General features: G+C 62.2%; 17 protein-coding genes and 2 pseudogenes. 10 read left to right on the plus strand and 9 right to left on the minus strand.

What is annotated here, in order from left to right:
• The first annotated feature begins 516 nt into the window (after positions 1 to 516).
• From FJ943_RS13120 to FJ943_RS13130, 3 genes and pseudogenes are all read left to right on the plus strand, one after another.
• On the plus strand, positions 517 to 2049 hold the full coding sequence (locus tag FJ943_RS13120) for a hypothetical protein (RefSeq protein WP_140722055.1): 1533 nt from the start codon (positions 517 to 519) through the stop codon (positions 2047 to 2049).
• Entirely contained in the window at positions 2046 to 2807 is a 762-nt protein-coding gene (locus FJ943_RS13125) for an ATP-binding protein (RefSeq protein WP_140663795.1), read from the plus strand. Before FJ943_RS13120 ends, FJ943_RS13125 begins: the two co-directional genes overlap by 4 nt.
• A gap of 463 nt (positions 2808 to 3270) precedes the next feature.
• A pseudogene (locus FJ943_RS13130) lies at positions 3271 to 3414 on the plus strand (transposase); the annotation flags it as partial.
• A 6-nt stretch (positions 3415 to 3420) separates the two neighbouring features.
• On the opposite strand, the gene FJ943_RS13135 reads toward FJ943_RS13130, so the two are convergent.
• Genes FJ943_RS13135 through FJ943_RS13150 form a run of 4 tightly spaced genes read right to left on the minus strand, consistent with a single transcriptional unit; the run spans position 3421 to position 5903 of the window.
• On the minus strand, positions 3421 to 3762 hold the full coding sequence (locus FJ943_RS13135) for a hypothetical protein (RefSeq protein ID WP_140663793.1): 342 nt from the start codon (positions 3760 to 3762) through the stop codon (positions 3421 to 3423).
• On the minus strand, positions 3759 to 4646 hold the full coding sequence (locus FJ943_RS13140) for an NAD(P)-dependent oxidoreductase (protein WP_140663792.1): 888 nt from the start codon (positions 4644 to 4646) through the stop codon (positions 3759 to 3761). Before FJ943_RS13140 ends, FJ943_RS13135 begins: the two co-directional genes overlap by 4 nt.
• Positions 4643 to 5179 carry a gluconokinase gene (locus tag FJ943_RS13145; RefSeq protein ID WP_140663790.1) on the minus strand — a complete coding sequence of 179 codons (537 nt, stop codon included), beginning with the start codon at positions 5177 to 5179 and terminating at the stop codon, positions 4643 to 4645. The genes FJ943_RS13140 and FJ943_RS13145 overlap by 4 nt, the downstream gene beginning before the upstream one ends.
• Entirely contained in the window at positions 5148 to 5903 is a 756-nt protein-coding gene (locus FJ943_RS13150) for an SDR family oxidoreductase (RefSeq protein ID WP_140663788.1), read from the minus strand. The genes FJ943_RS13145 and FJ943_RS13150 overlap by 32 nt, the downstream gene beginning before the upstream one ends.
• Positions 5904 to 5980: 77 nt before the next feature.
• Between FJ943_RS13150 and FJ943_RS13155 the strand changes: the two genes are divergently transcribed.
• The 3 genes from FJ943_RS13155 (at position 5981) to FJ943_RS13165 (ending at position 9103) form a co-directional block, all read left to right on the plus strand.
• Positions 5981 to 6928: a 2-hydroxyacid dehydrogenase gene (locus FJ943_RS13155; protein WP_140722058.1), complete on the plus strand. Its 948-nt coding sequence runs from the start codon at positions 5981 to 5983 to the stop codon at positions 6926 to 6928.
• A 73-nt stretch (positions 6929 to 7001) separates the two neighbouring features.
• A complete protein-coding gene (locus FJ943_RS13160; protein ID WP_140663784.1) occupies positions 7002 to 8036 on the plus strand; it encodes an L-idonate 5-dehydrogenase in 1035 nt (344 codons plus the stop codon).
• A gap of 74 nt (positions 8037 to 8110) precedes the next feature.
• On the plus strand, positions 8111 to 9103 hold the full coding sequence (locus tag FJ943_RS13165; RefSeq protein WP_140663782.1) for a LacI family DNA-binding transcriptional regulator: 993 nt from the start codon (positions 8111 to 8113) through the stop codon (positions 9101 to 9103).
• Positions 9104 to 9184: 81 nt separating this feature from the next.
• Here FJ943_RS13165 and FJ943_RS13170 read toward each other — a convergent pair whose 3' ends face one another.
• Genes FJ943_RS13170 through FJ943_RS13180 form a run of 3 tightly spaced genes read right to left on the minus strand, consistent with a single transcriptional unit; the run spans position 9185 to position 12878 of the window.
• Positions 9185 to 10282, minus strand: a complete 1098-nt coding sequence (locus FJ943_RS13170; RefSeq protein WP_140663781.1) for a substrate-binding domain-containing protein — start codon at positions 10280 to 10282, stop codon at positions 9185 to 9187.
• 13 nt (positions 10283 to 10295) lie between these two features.
• Positions 10296 to 11375 (minus strand): ABC transporter permease, encoded by a 1080-nt coding sequence (locus FJ943_RS13175; RefSeq protein WP_140722061.1) that lies wholly within the window; start codon positions 11373 to 11375, stop codon positions 10296 to 10298.
• 9 nt (positions 11376 to 11384) lie between these two features.
• Positions 11385 to 12878, minus strand: a complete 1494-nt coding sequence (locus FJ943_RS13180; RefSeq protein WP_140663777.1) for a sugar ABC transporter ATP-binding protein — start codon at positions 12876 to 12878, stop codon at positions 11385 to 11387.
• A gap of 133 nt (positions 12879 to 13011) precedes the next feature.
• Between FJ943_RS13180 and FJ943_RS13185 the strand changes: the two genes are divergently transcribed.
• From FJ943_RS13185 to FJ943_RS13200, 4 genes are all read left to right on the plus strand, one after another.
• Positions 13012 to 13935 carry an SMP-30/gluconolactonase/LRE family protein gene (locus tag FJ943_RS13185; RefSeq protein ID WP_140722063.1) on the plus strand — a complete coding sequence of 308 codons (924 nt, stop codon included), beginning with the start codon at positions 13012 to 13014 and terminating at the stop codon, positions 13933 to 13935.
• A 601-nt stretch (positions 13936 to 14536) separates the two neighbouring features.
• Entirely contained in the window at positions 14537 to 15451 is a 915-nt protein-coding gene (locus tag FJ943_RS13190; RefSeq protein WP_140663773.1) for a hypothetical protein, read from the plus strand.
• Positions 15452 to 15500: 49 nt separating this feature from the next.
• Positions 15501 to 16319: a hypothetical protein gene (locus FJ943_RS13195; protein WP_140663771.1), complete on the plus strand. Its 819-nt coding sequence runs from the start codon at positions 15501 to 15503 to the stop codon at positions 16317 to 16319.
• Positions 16316 to 17080, plus strand: coding sequence for an AAA family ATPase (locus FJ943_RS13200; RefSeq protein ID WP_140663769.1), 765 nt, complete (start codon positions 16316 to 16318; stop codon positions 17078 to 17080). Before FJ943_RS13195 ends, FJ943_RS13200 begins: the two co-directional genes overlap by 4 nt.
• A gap of 57 nt (positions 17081 to 17137) precedes the next feature.
• Here the strand turns inward: FJ943_RS13200 and FJ943_RS13205 are convergent, their stop codons facing one another.
• Together FJ943_RS13205 and FJ943_RS13210 are read right to left on the minus strand one after the other, a co-directional pair.
• A complete protein-coding gene (locus FJ943_RS13205) occupies positions 17138 to 18061 on the minus strand; it encodes a nucleotidyltransferase and HEPN domain-containing protein (RefSeq protein WP_140663767.1) in 924 nt (307 codons plus the stop codon).
• A gap of 206 nt (positions 18062 to 18267) precedes the next feature.
• Positions 18268 to 18714: pseudogene (locus FJ943_RS13210) on the minus strand (AGE family epimerase/isomerase); the annotation flags it as partial.
• Positions 18715 to 18754: the final 40 nt, after the last annotated feature.

The raw sequence follows: 18754 nt of genomic DNA on the forward strand, positions 1-18754 counted from the left end.
AAATAGCCTACACGTTCGCGATGTAAGCATATCCCCACAAAATTCTCAGGAATTGCCCCGCGTCGACGCCAGGTAGCTAGCTATGGGTGAGTGGCTGTCTACAGTTGAGTTTGCTGAGCTGGTCGGCATTAGGCGACAAGTCGCTCATCGCGCTCTTCGTCGGCGTCACTGGCGCAAGAATCCGCTCGAAGTGCGGAAGGTCAATGGTCGGCGCGGCGGGAACGCCGGAGAGCAATATCAGGTGAATTCCACGTCTCTGCCGCTCGAATACCAGCACCGTTTAGAGGTCTCTCAAACCCTCCTTGAAAACCACTCGAAATCAATCATCGACAGGACGGCAGAACACGCATGGTGGCTCGATTACCTGGGGCCAGCGCTTCAGCATCCAGCCAACTCGACTGCCCGCGCCGACGCCCTGGCCGAGCGAGCAGACAAGTCAACGCGGAACTGGAGGGTAGGGCGGTCAGCTATTCCCTGCGGACGCTACAGCGTCATGCCGCACGCTTTGACGAAGGCATGAAGGTCGGACGGCATGGTCGATCGGACAAGGGCAAGAAGCGTGTCGTCATAAGCCGGAAGTGGGACAGGCTCGTCCCGTTCGACGCCCCCACCAAGGCGAAAATCGCGGAGGACCTAAAACAGGAAATCCGCGGCCTGCTCAAAGGAGGCATGTCGTGGGGCCACACCCTGCAAGAAGCCGAGAAGTTCCTGATCGACGCGACTCGGGCCTGGGGCTTCCGTCCCGGCGATCCCAACGTGCTGGAGCGCGCTTGTTCTATCCCAACCGAACTCGTCTCGGCGGAGCTCCACTTCCGAAACGTCCACCGGTTTAAGCGCGACCATAAGGCCTATGATGATCGCCGGCCGCGCATCCGTCGCACCCTCGCCGGCATGCAGCCGATGGAGTTGGTGGTAGGCGATGTTCACCCTGTGGACATTCACCTCACTCGTCCTGACGGCACAGTCGCCACTGCTAGACTGATCGGCTTCTTAGACTGGGCGACGCAGCGCCTCTGGATCGGGCTGATCTTTTTCGAAAAGCGCGGCGGCGTGCAAAACCGCGACGTGATCGAAGTCTTCGCAGCCATGATCGAAGCGTGGGGCATGCCGCAGTCGCTCTATTTCGACAACGGCAAAGAATTCGGCTTCGCCGCCTTTCTGGACGATGCCATGCAGCTTACCGTGCCGGGCTTCCATGGCCCGTCCCGATCAACCCACGTCATCAATGCTTTGCCCTACAACGCCTCCGCAAAGCCGATTGAGCGTTTATTCGGTGACTTGGAGACGCGCTATTTCAGCACGGCGCGCGGCCACATCGGCGGCAACCGAATGAGCAAGAAGCAGGAGGCGATCGGCAGGACGGTCGCTCCGTTCGGCGCGTTCGAAGATGTGGTGCCAGCCATAGAAGGCTTTGTGCGCACCTATAATTACACTGCACAGGGCAAGAAGAGCGCGCTCAAAGGTCTCTCACCTGAAGCCACATACCGCAAACACGTCGAGGCGGGATGGGCGCCGACTGCGATGAGCCGCGATGAAGTGCGCGCGGCATGTGCGCGAACCGAAGAGCGGTCGGTTGTTCAGGGTGCGATATCGGTCGGTGGCCGTCATTGGACATGCCCGGAATTGCAAGCTTACCAGTACGAGAAGATTTGGGTCCGTGTGCCGGCCTATCACACACCGGCCGAGTTGCTGTTGCTTGACCGGCATGGTGAACGAGTCGGCATAGCCTCTCCCGATGTCGAATTCCATCCGCTCGACAAGCGCGGCGCAAAAGCATCAGCCGAACGCGCAAGGGTGCATCGGCAGGCGGTGCGTGATCTCGATCGGTCAGCGCCTGATATCGACGTGGCTGCACGCCTGATCGCACGCGGCGAAGCCCAGCCTGACACGGTCCCCAACGAGCCTGTCGGCATCGTCTCTTACCATCCGGCGAAGCGGCCGGCGCGGATCGTAATGCCGAAGGGGGCTTCGACCTCCGAAGAGCGCCGACGCGAACAAGACGAGCGCATAGCCGTTCAGATGGACTTGGCGAAGAGGATCGTCGGATGACGTTTATCGAAACCCGCGCCGCGTTCACCGTACGGGCTGCATTCGATACGGCGGTCAAGAGGCGATATCCGGTGCTCGCGGTCGGCAAAGCCGGAGTCGGAAAGACTGTAGCGCTCAACTGGATAGCGGCGCAAAGCGGCGCTGCCTATTGTGAGGTTGCGCAGCATACCAAGGCTATCAGGCCGATGTTCCTGATGCTGCATGATGCCTACGGCGTCCAAAGCGACAGCAAGCACACATACGATCTTGCGAAGGATTGCATGAATTTTTTGGGCGCCCGATACGGCCCGACGCGTCCGTTACTGGTGGACGAATATCAGAACTTCACACCCACTGTTTTGCGGGAGCTGCTGCATCTTCAGGAGCGCTGCGGCTTCGCCTTACTGCTCGCCGGCAATACTCATCGGTTAGCGGCCACGAGGCGTGATACCCACGCTGTGGATCAGATCGAAAGCCGTATCGGCATGCGTTTCGAGATCGGGCAGCCGACGCGGGAGGACTGCGTGAGGATCGGCGAGGAACACAACGTTGAGGGAGCCGACGCCTACGAAGCGATAGTTATCTACGGTGAGAACACCTCCCTTCGCGCGCTTTGCCATCTCCTCCAGAATTGCGCTGCCGGGACCAGCGGCTTCGGCAGCATTCGTCTTCCCCGGATAGAGACCACGCTTCGCGGCATGTCGTGCGGCAGCGATGTGCTCAGGCTTCTACACGAGCGCCGAAACGCCGCCGCAGACGACCTCCGCAGCCCGGCTTAATTCCGGACAGCGACAGATAATTCCGGACGGCACACTGGTGTGATGTCCGGAATTATTTGGCATTTCACGGGGTTTACCAGTCCGGAAATATGGGTCGGCGGCGGGTGAACTATGTGATTGAAAAGAAGAGTTTTTCTGGCTGAGGGTAGGGGGGTTCCGACCCTAACATCGAGTTTGCCAATGGCCCCAATGACAGTTAATTCTGGATTGGCATTAAGTGATTGGATTCGCATAGAATATAACCGCCCTTATTGGTAAACCCGCTTGCGGTCGGCAACCAATTGGTCAACCCAAACCCCAGGATTGGTAAACCAAAGCAGCAGCCTTATCGGCCAAGATACGGCTCTGTACTTCCCCCACAACCCCTTGAGACAGATGACGTCAGAATCTCAGCGTAGGCACTTGCGCGCGACAGCGACGCCTTGACTAAATTCCGGACTGCGACAGATAATTCCGGACGCCACAGCGTCTCAACGGCGAGATCAAGCAGCGCACCGAGGTCGTCGGAATCTTCCCGAACGACGATGCGATCGTGCGCCTCGTCGGCACAATCCTGCTCGAGCAGAACGATGAATGGGAAGTGCAGTGGGCCAGATACATGTCCTAAGATTCGTCAATCTCCGGCCAATGAAAACTCGTTGGCGATGGTGACGTGGTGGTGAATGCGACCCTCGAAGTACCTGGACAACACAGCCTCTGTCGCGGCACGCGATTCAGCGCGTGCGGGGCTGGCCAAAGCCGCGTCGACGGCCGCCATATCTGGGTAGTTGATCGCCAGGATCATCGGAAATTCAGGCGCACCATCGTCGCGTTTTTCCGCGAAGCTGACTCGAACGTCGAGCGCGCCCGGGAAAGCCTTCCACTTCGGCAGAACCGTCTCAATCACGTCCTTGCGGAACGCTTCGATCTGACCTTCCTTCACTTTGCCTTCAAAGAACGCATAGCGCGTGATCATCTGCTCGGTTCCTCATCCTTGCGTTGGAAAAATTCCATCAGTGCCGCCTGGTCCTCGCCGCCCAGCCCTGCGGCCGTCAATAGCCGGTGCACCTCGGCGCAGACGGCCGTCAGCGGCATTGCGGTGTGCGTGCGCCGCGCCAGGTCCTGGGCGGCGTTGAGGTCCTTCACCATGTTGTCGATGCGGCCGGTTCGCCGGTAGTCGCGGGTGGCGAAGCGCGGCAGGTATTCCTGCAGGATGGCGCTGTCGGCGCGGCCGCCTTTCAGCGCCTGCGGGATCTTGAGCGCGTCGACGCCGGCGTCGAGCGCCAGCTTGGTCGCTTCGGCGACAGCCATGAAGTTCAGCGCGCACAGCACCTGATTGATCAGCTTGGTCGTCTGCCCCGCTCCGGCCGGGCCCATATGCGTGTAATTGGTGGCGACGTGGCGCAGCACCTTGTAGGCGTCGGCCACGTCCTCGGCTTCGCCGCCGGCCATCAGCGTCAATTCTCCGGTCAGCGCCTTGGGCGCGCCGCCAGACAGCGGACTGTCGACCCAGCGTAAACCCTTCTCGCTGACGTCAGCGGCGAGTTGGCGCGTCGCGTCGGGGTCGATGGACGACATGTCGATGATCAGCGTACCGGGCTTCGCCCCAGCCGCCACGCCGGCATCGCCGAACACGGCGCGGCGCACGATCGCCGCCGAATTAAGGCTAAGGATCACGTAGTCGGACGCGCCGGCGGCCTCGGCCGCGCTCGCCATGGCGGTCGCGCCTTTGGTGAGCAGCACCTCAACCTTGGCCTTGTCGAGATCGAACACGAAAAGGCGGTTGCCGGTGGCGAGCAGGCGTTCGCCGATTGCCCCGCCCATGGCGCCGGCGCCGATCAAGGCGACTGCGTTGGTCATGATGGTCGCTCCCCGAATTTCGCTGTTATGTCCGCAACAATCTCGTCGAGCGGCGCGTCGATCGGCACGGCGATCGCATTCTCGTCCTTGCCCGGCACTTCCAGTGTCGCGAACTGGCTGTCGAGCAGGCTGGCCGGCATGAAGTGGCCGGTGCGCTCATGCATGCGCTTCGAGATCAGCTCGCGCGAGCCGTCGAGATGGATGAACAGCACCGGCGCGCCCGCCTGCTCGGCGATGAAATCGCGATAGGCGCGCTTCAGCGCCGAGCAGCCGACGATGACCGGCGCGGGCCCTAGCCGCAGCGTTTCGCCCACCTTGGACAGCCATGGCCACCGGTCGGCATCGTCCAGCGGAATGCCGGCGCTCATCTTGGCGATGTTGGCCTCAGGGTGGAGTTGGTCACCGTCCACGAATGTCGCGGAAATAGCGCGGGCCAGCGCCACGCCGATCGTCGTCTTGCCCGAACCGGTAACGCCCATGACCACCATGCGCGGCGGCCCGTCAGATCGAAGCTGTGATGCCGCCATCGACATAGAGAATGTGTCCGTTGACAAAGGATGATGCGTCGGAGGCCAGGAAGACGCAGGCGCCGACCAGCTCCTCGACCTTGCCCCAGCGGCCGGCCGGGGTGCGCTTTTCGAGCCATGCGCTGAAGGCCGGGTCGGCGACGAGTGCCGCGTTGAGCGGCGTGTCGAAATAGCCGGGCGCGATCGCATTGCATTGCAGGCCGTGCCTGGCCCAGTCGGTCGCCATGCCCTTGGTCAAATTGCCGACGGCGCCCTTGGTCGCCGTGTAGGGCGCGATGCTCGGCCGGGCGAGCGCGGTCTGCACGCTGGCGATGTTGATGATCTTGCCGCGACCGCGCTTGATCATGTGCCGGGCCACCGCCTGGCCGACATGGAAGACGCTGGCGACATTGGTCTGCAGCAGGCGTTCGAACGCATCGGCGGGAAAATCCTCCAGCGGCGTGCGGAACTGCATGCCGGCATTGTTGACGAGAACGTCGATCGGCTCGCTGGCTTGCTCGAAGGCGTCGATTGCGGCCCTGACGGCGTCGTGGTCGGTCGCGTCGAAGGCAAGCGTCGCAGCGCCTGGAATCTGCCCAGCCGCAACCGTGAGCTTCGCCTCGTCACGGCCGTTGAGCACCACTCTGGCGCCGGCCTCGGCCAGCCCTTTGGCCAAAGCAAATCCGATGCCCTGAGAGGAGCCGGTCACGAGCGCGGTGCGCCCGCCGAGATTGAACAGATTGGATGACATTTTCCGATTGCCTCTCGTCGCTGAGCGTCTTATGTTATCGATAACATCATCTGTCAAGTCAAGTGGAGAGAATAGCGATGCAGCGGCCTCACATCCTTCAGGTTGGACCCTATCCGGCATGGGACGAGGAGCCGCTCAACGAAGCCTTCACGGTGCACCGCTATTTCGCGGCCGACGACAAGCAGGCTTTCCTCGCCGGGATCGGGCCGCAAGTGCGCGGCATAGCCACGCGCGGCGAACTCGGCGCGAACCGCGCCATGATCGAGGCGTGCCCTTCGCTTGAGGTTGTTTCCGTCTACGGCGTCGGTTTCGATGCGGTCGATCTCGCGGCATGCCGGGAGCGAGGCGTGCGGGTCACCAACACGCCGGACGTGCTGACCAACGACGTCGCCGATCTCGGCATCGCCATGATGCTGTGCCAGTCGCGCGGCATGATCGGTGCCGAACGGTGGGTGCGCGACGGCAGCTGGGCGGCGAAGGGGCTCTACCCGCTCAAGCGCCGCGTCTGGGGCCGGCGGGCCGGCGTGCTTGGACTCGGCCGCATCGGCTACGAGGTAGCCAAGCGTCTCGCCGGCTTCGACATGGACATTGCCTACAGCGACGTCGCGCCGAAGGATTTCGCCCCGGATTGGGAATTCGTCGCCGATCCGGACGCACTGGCCAGGCGTTCGGATTTCCTGTTCGTGACGCTTGCCGCATCGGCCGCGACGCGCCACATCGTCAACAAGGATGTGCTCGCGGCGCTCGGCGAGGACGGCATGCTGATCAACATCTCGCGCGCCTCCAACATCGACGAGGACGCGTTGCTCGATGCGCTCGAGACGAAGGTGCTCGGCTCCGCCGCGCTCGACGTGTTCGAAGGCGAGCCGAAGCTCAATCCGCGCTTCCTGGCGCTCGACAATGTGCTGCTGCAGCCGCACCATGCGTCGGGCACCATCGAAACGCGCAAGGCGATGGGCAAACTGGTGCGCGACAATCTTGCCGCCCATTTCGCCGGCCAGCCATTGCTCACGCCGGTGCTCTAGGCTTGTCTCACGCAGATTCGGACGGAAAACCGCTGCACATTGTTCCTGGAATTGCCCGAGGAGTTCGCTGACCATGAAGTCGATCGTCATCCACGCCGCCAAGGACCTGCGCATCGAGGACCGTCCGGTCGAGGCGCCGGGCCCGGGCCAGGTGCTGGTGCGTCTCGCCGCCGGCGGCATCTGCGGCAGCGATCTGCACTACTACAATCATGGCGGCTTCGGAACGGTGCGCCTGAAGGAGCCGATGATTCTCGGCCACGAGGTGTCCGGCGTCATCGAAAAGCTGGGTTCTGGCGTCAGCGGGCTCAAGCCCGGCCAACTGGTCGCGGTGTCGCCGTCGCGGCCCTGCTACAGCTGCCGCTACTGCCGCGAAGGGATGCACAACCAGTGCCTCAACATGCGCTTCTACGGCAGCGCCATGCCGTTTCCGCACATCCAGGGTGCGTTCCGCGAAATGCTAGTGGCGGACGCGCTGCAATGCGTCCCGGCCGACGGATTGAGCGCCGGCGAGGCGGCGATGGCCGAACCGCTGGCGGTTTGTCTCCACGCCACACGCCGGGCCGGCGAAATACTCGGCAAGCGCGTGCTGGTGACCGGCTGCGGACCGATCGGCCTCTTGTCGATCCTCAGCGCGCGGCGGGCGGGCGCTGCCGAGATCGTCGCGGTCGACATCACCGATTTCACCCTGGCGATGGCAATGCGCGCCGGCGCCGACAAGACCATCAACACAAAAACCGATCCGGAAGGGCTGGCGCCCTATCTCGCCGACAAGGGGACGTTCGACATCCTCTATGAATGCTCGGGGGCGGCGGCGGCGCTGGCGCAAGGCATCGCGGCGCTGCGGCCGCGCGGCACGATCGTTCAGCTCGGCCTTGGTGGTGCGGAGATGGCATTGCCTATGTCGGTGGTCACCGCCAAGGAACTGTCCATCAACGGGTCGTTCCGCTTCCACCCCGAATTCGCCGTCGGGGTCGAGCTGATGCGCAAGGGACTGATCGACGTCAAGCCGCTGATCACCCACACCGTGGCCTGCGACGAGGCCTTGTCCGGCTTCGAACTTGCCAATGACCGCAGCCGGGCGATGAAGGTTCAGATCGCCTTTTCATAAGCATCGCGGCGCGTTGCATTCCGCAGTGATATCGATAACGTACGGCGATGCAGCCTCCGCCCAAACGCCCAACCATGGCCGACGTCGCGCATCGCGCCAACGTCTCGACGATGACGGTGTCGCGCGCCTTCAAGAGCGACGCGTCGGTGAGCACCGACACGCGCGACCGCATCCTGCAGGCGGCGGAAGAGCTCGGCTATGTCTTCGACAGTATCGCCGCCAACCTGTCGTCGCGCCGCTCCGGTTTCGTCGCGGTGACGATCCCTTCGATCAACAACGCCAACTTCGCCGACACGGTGCGCGGCATGACCGAGGGCCTGCGTGACAGCGGGCTGGAGATCCTGCTTGGCTTCACCGACTACAATGTCGAGGAGGAGGAGCGCCTGGTCGGCCAACTGCTGAGGCGGCGGCCGGAAGCAATCATCGTCGCCGGCGGCCGGCACACGCCGCGCTGCCGCAAGATGCTGGAGAATGCCGGCGTGCCGGTGGTGGAGACCTGGGACCTGCCGGACGATCCGATCGGTCACGTCGTCGGCTTCTCCAACGCCGCGGCCGGACGGCTGATGGTCGATCATTTCATTCAGCGTGGCTACTCGAGGCTCGGCTTCATCGGCGGCGACACGTCGCGCGACACGCGTGGCCTCGATCGCCGGCGCGGCTTCGTCGCGGCCCTGCAGGAACGCGGCCTCGATGGCTCGCGCATCATTGCCTCCGGCGTGCCGCCGATATCGATGCGCGAGGGCGCCACCGCCATGGTCGAGATGATCTCGCGCTGGCCGGACACGCAAGCCGTGATGTGCGTGTCGGATCTTTCGGCTTTCGGCGCGCTGATGGAATGCGTGAGGCGCGGCATCCGCGTTCCCGACGACGTCGCGATTGCCGGTTTCGGCGCCTATGACCTCGCCGAACAGTCGGTGCCTTCGATCACCACGATCGATGTCGAGGCGCATGAGATCGGCATCCGTGTCGCCGAACTCGTGCTCGACCTGCTCAACGGGCGCCGGGCGCCTGACGACCGGGTGGTCGTCGGCATGACGCCGAAGGTGATCGCGCGTCATACGGCCTGAGACTGGGCAAAACAGAACGGCCGGCGGTTTTCCCGCCGGCCGTTGACCGTCCTGCCCGTTGGCAGAGGTACTCGTCGGCGCCTATTTGCCCCAGATCTTCTTGTACTGGTCGCGGTAGCCGTTGCCCGGATCGAACCGGTTATCCGGCCCGCCGTCGAATTCGACATTGTCCGACGTCACAACATGCAGCGGCGAGATGTAGCCGGACCATTTATCGCCGGCCATGGCGCGGTTGAGCTCATCGACGAGCTGCCAACCTTGCAGGTTCAGGGGTTCGGCAACCGTCACCTTCTGGAACTGGCCGGAGCGGATGCGCTGGTAAGCCGATTCGGAACCGTCGCCTGCCGCCACGTTGATCGGCGCGTCGGTGCCGGACTTTCCGGCCGCCGCCAGTGACGGTCCCATGAAGTCGAAATAGAGGTCGTTGATCGCCAATGAGTGAGTCCACTGGTCGCCGTATTTCTGCAGCAGCGAGGTGGTGAGCTGCGGCATGCGTTGCGAGGTCTCGGCGATTGGCGTGTCGACATATTCGAGCACTGTGCCGCCGAGATCCTCGATTTCCTTCTTCATGCGGTCGGCCTTGGCGATGGCGATCTGGTAGGTCGAGTCGGTGAAGATGATGACGCCGGGCTTGCCCTTGGCGTCGACAAAAGCCCAGTCGGCGGCAGCCTTCGACACTTCCATCGGATCGGTCGAGACGTTGGCGATGATGCCGAGATCGTCGATCGGACCGACCGTCGGCGCCGCATGCCATGCCGCCATCGGAATCTTGGCCGCCCTGGCCTGCTCCAGCGCCGGCTTCTGCTCGACGGCATCGAACCCGTTGATAATAATGCCGTCGGGATTGAGCGCCAGCGCTTGGCCGAAGGCCGCGGTGCGGCCGCCGATGGAGCCGGCGCCGTCAAGTGTCTTGACGGTCCAGCCGAGGGCTGCCGCTGCTTCCTCGACGCCCTTGGTGACGCCAAGGATGCCGCCGTTCTTCATGTCGGCGCCAAGCACCACGATCGTCTTGCCGGCCGCGCCCTTCGGTCCGGTCGTCGGGCCATCCCATTTGTCGACCTTACTGGCATATTTGCCGACCACTGCCTTGGCGTCGGCCATCGGGTCGGCCCGGGCGGTCGAGGCGATACTGAGCGCCAGGCAGGCGACGCCGAGCTGAAGGACTGTTCTGCGATGCATGTTTCTTCTCCCATTAAGCATTGTCGGTTTTCTTTGTTGGTTGGTGCGCGGGTGATTGGCCGGTGGATGGCGGCGGCACGACAGCGCCGCGGCGGCGCTGCGCGTAGCCGGCGATGCCGATCGCCACGAGCAAGGTGACGCCGTTGAAGAGCGGCTCGACCCAGAACGAGCCACCGAACTGCTGGATGCCGGAAATGCCGGCGGCGAGGATGACGACGCCGATGATCGTGCCCCAGACATTGACGCGGCCGGGTTTGATGGTGGTCGATCCCAGGAAGGCGCCGACCAGCGCCGGCAACAGATATTCAAGGCCGACGCTGGCCTGCCCGATGCGGAGCTTGGAGGCGAGCAGCACGCCGCCAAGCGCCGTCAGCGCGCCCGAGGCGACGAACGCGCCCATGACGAATTTCTGCACCGGTATGCCGTTGAGCGCTGCAGCCTTGGGATTGGCACCGATAGCGTAGAGGTAGCGGCCGATCGGCATGTATTCGAGCACAAGCCACATCACCAGTGCCAGGACGATCACGTAGTAGCCAGTGATCGGCAGGCCGAACAGCATCGTCCCGTTGAGGGCGAGGAAGCCTTCGGGAAGCACGCCGACAACCTGCCGGCCGCCCGTGTACCACATGGCGAGTGCATAGAGCACGGTGCCGGTGCCGAGCGTGGCGATGAAGGAATCGATGCGTGCCACCTCGACCAGCAGGCCGTTGATGAAGCCGGTCACGACGCCGAGCAGCAGGACGATCAGCACCGCGATCGGCCAGGGGATGCCGAAGGCGGTCTGCAGGCTGATGGCCAGGATATGCCAGAGCACGATGCCGTAGCCGACCGTCAGGTCGATGCGGCCCGAGGCCATGGGGATCATCGCCGCCAGCGACAGCAAGGCGATGATCGCCTTGTCGGAGACGATGGAACGCAAATTCAGCAGCGTCGGGAAGGTGCGCGGCAGGAGCAGCGAGAACAGCAGGATGAGCAGCAGCGTCAGGATCGGCAGGCCGTAGACCGGCAGGTAGCGCGCCGCCTTCTGGCCAAGGCTGAGCCCTGAGAGTTCCGAGCGGGTCGGCTCCAGCGCCGTCGATTTGATCGAGTTCATGGATACTCCTCAGGCGGCTTCGGACACGGAGGCGGCATGGATAAGCGTAGCAGTCGTCAAGGCATCGCCGGCCAGTTCGCGCACGATGCGGTTGTGCGAGAAGACGAGCGCGCGATGGCAGATATGCGCTACTTCCTCGAAATCGGTGGAAACGACGACGACCGCCAGTCCGGCTTCGACAGCTGCCGCGATCAGCCGATAGATTTCGGCCTTGGCGCCGACATCGACACCCGCCGTCGGATCCTCGGCGATCAGCAGCTTGCGACCCGTCGCCAGCCAGCGGCCGACGACCACCTTCTGCTGGTTACCGCCGGAAAGCGCCTCGATCGGCAGGTGCGGGTCGTTCGGCCGCAGCCCGAGCCGGGTACCGAGCTCCTGCGTCAGTTCGCTTTCCCGCGCCGGCGTCATGAAGGAGAAAAGCCCGCGGCCGACGGCGGACGGATTGAGATACATGTTTTCGCGCACGGACAGCGACAGCGCTACCGACTCCTCGGTGCGGTCGCGCGCAATCAAGCCGACACCGGCGGCAAGGGCCGCACCGACCGAGGACAGGTCGAGGCGTTTGCCGTCGAGTAATACAGTGCCGTCGAAAGGCTCGGCGCCAAACAGCGCGCGGCCGACGGCCTCCTGTCCAGCACCACGCAGGCCAACCAGTCCCAGAAGTTCGCCAGACCGCGCCTCGAAGTGGACCGGTCCGACATTGCCGCAGCGCAAATCCTCGACCTTCAGCCGCTCGGGTCCGTCCTGCCAGCGCGACTTGGCGAACATCTGGTGCGCCGGGCGGCCGACGATGAGATCGACCAGTTCCTGCGGCGTCGTCTCGGCGACCGGCTTGACCGCCACCATGCGGCCGTCCCGCATGACGGCGACCCGATCGGCAATGCGGAACACTTCATCCAGGCGGTGCGAGACATAGATCATGCCGACGCCGCGCTCGCGCAACGGTCGCAGTGCCTGGAACAGGCGTTCGACCTCATCCGCGGGCAAGCTTGCCGTCGGCTCGTCGAGCACCAGCACGTCGGCTTCGGTAGCGAGCGCGCGGGCGATGGCAACCAGCGATTTCTCGGTGCGCGAAAGATCCTGGACGCGCGTCGCCGGATCGAAGGCGCAGCCGACCAGGGCCAGGGCGCTCTCGGCACGACGCTCGGTGTCGCGCCAGTCGATCAGGCCCGAGCGGCGCGAGAAACCCTGCGCCATGCCGACATTCTCGGCCACCGTCATCCATTCGATGAGGCCGAGATCCTGATGGATGAAGGCGACCTTTTGCGGCAGGTTGGGGCGAGGCGGGCGGTGATGATAGTCCTCGCCGCGAAAGCGGATCGCGCCCTGGTCGCGCTTGTAGATGCCGGCCAACGTCTTGATAAGAGTCGATTTGCCGGCGCCGTTCTCGCCCAGCAGCGCAACGATCTCACCCTCGTGGATGTCGAGCGAGACCGACTTCAACGCCAGCGTGCCCCCGAAGCGCTTGGAGATGTCGATGAATTCTATGAGCTTGGGCCGCATCCATGGCCCTCCCAAGCCAAACAAACGGATCTGAATTGGCACTGATGTTATCGCTAACATTTTTGCGGGTCAAGTCTTGAAAATGGCTCGCCCCGAAGGCTATCGATAGCTCCGGTTTCGCAGAGGATGAGGCATGTTCGGAGACATAGAGGGCACTGGCTTCGAGGTTCTCGACGAGCGGTTCGAGAGCTGTTTCGTCGGCCATGTGGCGGTCGAGCGGCTGTGGACGGGCGGGCGCTGGCTGGAAGGTCCGGCATGGTTCGCGGCCGGGCGGTATCTGGTTTTCTCGGACATCCCGAACGACCGCATCATGCGATACGACGATACCAACGGCGTGGTCTCAGTGTTTCGTGCGCCCTCCAGCAACGCCAACGGCAACACAGTCGACACGGAAGGGCGGCTGGTCACCTGCGAGCATCGCGCGCGACGCGTCACCCGCACCGAGCATGACGGATCGATCACGGTGATCGCCGACCGTTTCGAAGGCAAGCGGCTGAACTCGCCAAACGACGTGGTGGTGCGCTCGGACGGCACTGTGTGGTTTTCCGATCCGCCCTATGGCATCGCGACCGACTATGAGGGCGACCGCTCCGAGCAGGAGATCGAGGGCTGCCACGTCTACCGCGCCGACCCCCTAACGGGCGAGGTGGCGCGGGTCGTCTCGACGATGGCCAAGCCAAACGGTCTCGCCTTCTCGCCGGACGAGGCCATCCTCTATGTCGGCGACACCGGCATCACGCACCAGAAGGACGGGCCGCGGCACATCCGCAAGTTCGCCGTCGAAGATGCGACGCTCGGGGAACTCGGCGTTTTCGCAACTTGCACGGCCGGCCTGTTCGACGGGTTCCGCGTGGACACAGCGGGCCGCATCTGGGCGGGCGCTGGCGACGGCATCCACTGCCTCGATCCCGACGGCACGCTGATCGGCAAGATCCGCATCCCAGAGACGGTGGCGAACCTGACCTTCGGCGGCGCCAAGCGCAACCGCCTGTTCATCACCGCGCGCCAGTCACTCTACGCAGTCTTTGTGGTCGCCAATGCGGCAGCACGAGCATGAGGACGAAGAGGATCCTGGCTCAAGGTTCAAATGCGCTTCCCTTCTGACGTTGGCCGATAGTCCCAGTCGCTCAATGGCGGAGGCTATGTTCCTCATTTGTGCTCGAGAATCGCACAAATATGTGACATGGTGTGATGTCCGGAATTATTTGGCATTTCGTGGGGTTTACCAGTCCGGAATTATGGCTTGCGTGTGTGTGGCCTATGTGATTGAAAACAAGAGCATTTTCAGGCCGAGGTAGGAGTTTCTGATCCTAAGATCAGGTTTACCAATGGCCTCAATGACATTTAATTCTGGACTGGCATCAAGTGGTTGGATTTGCATCGAACCTGGCCGCCGTTGTTGGTAAACCCGCTTACGGTTGGCAGCGGATTGGTCAACCCAAGACCCCAGGATTGGTAAACCAACGCCGCACCCCTATCGGCCAGGCCCAGCTCTCCCCACCGGTCACTCTTCCATACCCTCGCGAAACGAACTGCGGCCAATGGCTGACATACGGCCTCCTGAGGCTGCGTGGAGATCCAAGGTTTGGCTGTCACGACAGAGATAACTCCAGTTGCTACCCGGTGGTTTCCGTTCCGCCGCTAGGGACTAGCGCACGATGTCGAAGAAAGAGTTCGTCCCACTCAACCTGCTCGCCAAGTCGGCAGGAATCTCGCGGCAGGCAGTTTGGAAGGCCTGTCAGCGTGGCGACTGGCGAGGGCACGCCCTGGAGGTGCGCGTTGTTCAGGGTAAGGGTGGCAACGCGGGCAAGCATTATCTCGTCAATTTGGCTTCACTCCCACCCGAGTTGCAACTCCGGTTGAAGCCCATTGAAACGACGGTTCGAAAAGGTCCGAAGCCGATTGCATGCCGAGGCCGGCATGGCCGAGCCGATAAAGGCAAGAAACGCGTAGTCATCAGTCGGCAGTGGGATGCTTTGGTACCCTTCGACCCTAGCACAAAGGCCAAAATTGCAGAGGACCTAAAACAGGAAATCCGAGGGCTTTTGGCAGCCGGCGCAGCTTGGGGACACGTCAAGCTATTAGCCCGTAACTTCCTGGTAGAGACCACCCGGTCATGGGGGTTCCGCACCAGCGATTTTGCGAGTTTCGAGCAAGCTTGTTCGATCCCGTGGACGCTCGTTTCGCAAGAGCTGCATTACCGGAAGTCCACCAGTTCCGAACGAACCGCAAAGCCTACGAGGACAGCCGCCCGCGGCCGGCGCTCCATCGAAGGCATGCGCCCGATGGAATTGGTCGTCGGAGACGTGCACCCGATCGACATCCACCTGACGCGGGCTGAGGGCTCGATTTGTACAGCGAAGTTGATTGCGTTTCTCGATTGGGCGACCGGGCGCGTCTGGTGTGATCTGATCGCATTTAACAAGCGCGGCGGCGTCAACAATCGTGATGTGATCGAAGTCTTCGCGGCCATGGTGGAGCATCCTGCCTTCGGCCTGCCTGAAGCCCTCTACATCGATAACGGCAAGGAATATGGGTTCGCGACGTATACCTGGACGCCGCCGCGACACTGACCGTGCCCGGATTTCATGGGCCGGCTCGCACGGTGAGGGTTGTCAATGCTTGCCTTACAACGCCGCGGCGAAGCCAATCGAACGCTGGTTCGGGGACTTCGAGTCTCGCTATCTGAGCTCAGTACCGGGCTGGATTGCCGGCAACCGTATGAACAAGCGCCAGGAGGCGATCGGCCGGACGGTTGCGCCCTATGGCACCTTCGAAGACTTCGTTCCGGCGTTCTTCGGTCTCCTAAAGGCCTATCACAGCGTGCCCACGGGAAAGCAGAGCGGCCTCAAGGGACTTTCGCCCAACGCCATTTTTCAACAGCACGTTGCTGCAGGCTGGTCAGCGATCACTATGAGCCGCGATGAGGTCCGCGCATCCGTAGCGCGCCATGTCGAGCGCACTGTGATTCAAGGCGCGTTTCAGATCCGTGGGCGTCGGTGGTCCTGCGAAGAGCTGTGGCGGTATACGCATGATAAGGTTCTGGTCTGCGAGCCGGTCTATCATGCGCCGGCCGAGCTGCTTGTGCTGGACATGAAGGGCAACAGGCTCGGGATCGCCACCCCCGATGTTGCACTTCATCCGCTTGATCATCGGGGCGCCCAATGCACGGCAGCACGGGCGAGGGCGCATCGCAGCGCGATCGTGGAGATGGCTCGCTCGGTCCCGAAAATCGACGTTGCAGCTCGGCTGATAGCGCTTGGTCAGGATCAACCTGAAGTAACCCCCAACGAGCCGGCGGGCAAATTATCATTCGACCCGTCTCGGCGGCTGGCGCGGATCGTGATGCCGAAGAAGCCCTTGCTCTCCGAAGAGCGCCGACGCGAACAGGACGAGCGCATAGCCGCTCAGATGGATTTGGTGAAGAGGATCGTCGGATGACGATATTCGTTGAAACCCGGGCTGTGCTCACCGTGCGGGCCGCATTCGATACGGCAGTCAAGATGCGATATCCGGTGCTTGCGGTCGGCAAAGCGGGACTCGGAAAGACTGTAGCGCTCAACTCGATGGCCGCCGAAAGCGGAGCTGCCTATTGTGAGGTTGCGCAGCATACCAAGGCTATCAGGCCGATGTTCCTGATGCTGCACGACGCCTACGGCGTCCAAAAGGACAGCAAGCACACATACGATCTTGCGAAGGATTGCATGAACTTTTTGGGCTCCCGATACGGCCCGACGCGTCCGTTGCTCGTGGACGAATATCAGAACTTCACACCCACTGTTTTGCGGGAGCTGCTGCATCTTCAGGAGCGCTGCGGCTTCCCTTTACTGCTCGCCGGCAACACTCATCGATTAGCGGGCACGAGGCGCGATATCCACGCAATGGATCAGATAGAAAGCCGTATCGGCATGCGTTTCGAGATCGGGCAGCCGACGCGGGAGGACTGCATAAGGATCGGCGTCGAATACAACGTTGAGGGGGCCGACGGCTACGAGGCAATCGCCACCTACGGTGAAAACACCTCCCTTCGCGCGCTTTGCCACCTACTCCAGAACTGCGCTGCCGTTACCAACGGCGTTGGCAGCATTCGTCTTTCCCGGATCGAGACCACGCTCCGTGTCACGTCGTGCGGCAGCGACGCGCTCAAGCTTCTACACGAGCGCCGAAAAGACTTCGCACACGACGTCAGCGGCCCCACTTAATTCCGGACGACGACAGATAATTCCGGACATCACACTGGAATTGAGACTGCCGTGCCCTCAACCAGCTCGCTGAATTGCACTGCTCGCCTCTTTTTTCAAATTTTCAAGTCGGGATCGGCATATAGATTCAATCCGATCGATAAGATCCGAGACGCGCTCTGCGAGCCATTGGAGTGCCTCATTCGTGATCTCGAAATGTCGCGAGTACCGCGCTTTCACATAAGCCTCATTCAGAACGTTGAACCACGCGACGAAGCGCTGTTGGTCACGAGGCCATGCTTCGGCAAGTTCCTGGACCTGATCCTCGGCGAGGCTCCGAAGAAATTTCAAGTTGTGAGAGGCAGGGCTGTAGTTCGTCAGCACTAGCAACAATGCCGCGTACGCTTGCTCGATCGATTGATGAAGGAGAAACGCGCTCTCCTTAAGCCTTCCTCTGGCGGCGAAGAATTCCGCCCCCTCGGCGAACGTCCTAGCTTGCGGGAGTCGTTCCGTGTAGTAGTCCTCTGCCAGTCGGAAGGCCTCCGCGGGTCCCGAAGCGACGGGGTTCGTGAGGGGCTCTTCGTCGAGCTCATACAGGACGATCCCGTCACGACGAATATCTACGAAAAAATATCGCCCCTCTCTTAGTGCCGTGTTCACCTCCCGGCGCGAGTGGACGATGAAGCTGACGGGCGTATTGATCTCACGCATCAAACGGTCGGCTGCAGGCTGCCAATAGGTGGCGAAGTCCGTCAGCTTTCGATTGTTGACCACCACCAGCAGATCGAAATCGGAACGGTAGCCCTTCTTGGTATGCGGCTCGTCGACCCAACCGCCGCGGGCATAGGATCCAAAGAGTATGATCTTCAAAATGCGCCCGCGCTTCTTGAAATCGGCGGTTCCTCCTCTCACAGCGTCATCGAACTCCCCAAGCAGTAGCTCGACTGCCTTTTTGAGCTCACGCTGCTTCGGGGGAGGAAGGTGGTCGATGCTGGATTTCATGAACAATGATCTACCACCCATATGGCATGAATAGTCAAGGCCAAGCCTTCGTTGTCTAAATAGCCTCTTACGGCCGCGTCAAGCAACGTAAAAGTTGTTACAAAAATATAAACATACTATTCTAGAGGAAACGCGACATCACGAGAGAGTACAGGTCTGCAAGTTCCTGATTCGGGCAACAGCCGGCTCGGTGAGTTGCGGGACCGCTAAGAAATCCTGGTTGAGAGAGCGTCGTACCGTTTGCTGATTACGTTTGTTAGGCTCCCTTGCGCCGGATAGATCGGTATCAGGCAAGCCTGCAGTGCGTGGTACAAGTCGGTCTCGCGGACAAACAGCGGATGCGCCGGCTGCAATCCCTCATCCAGCTCCTCGAACCATCCGCCATTTTCGCGGTCTATACAGGCCTCGGCGATGGTGTTCCAGATGCGCCGGTATCATTCTTCATGGAAGGCGCTCGGGCGGTGCTCGACCAGGAAGGAGGCCGCGCCCGCGGCCTCGGCGATCGGCCACCAGTGCTTGAAACGGAATGCCGGCTTGTCGGCCCAGTCTAGCGTGGAGAAGAAGCCGCCCCTGGCTTTATCCCATCGCAATTCCACTGAGCGCCGGAACAGCGTCTCCGCAGCCTCCGACATCCAGTCCTGTTCTTGCCGGCCAGCACCCCCACTGCAGCAGCACCAACAGGCGAACGTTGAC

The sequence above is a fragment of the Mesorhizobium sp. B2-3-10 genome (genome assembly GCF_006442275.1).
Taxonomy (GTDB): Bacteria; Pseudomonadota; Alphaproteobacteria; order Rhizobiales; family Rhizobiaceae; genus Mesorhizobium; species Mesorhizobium australicum.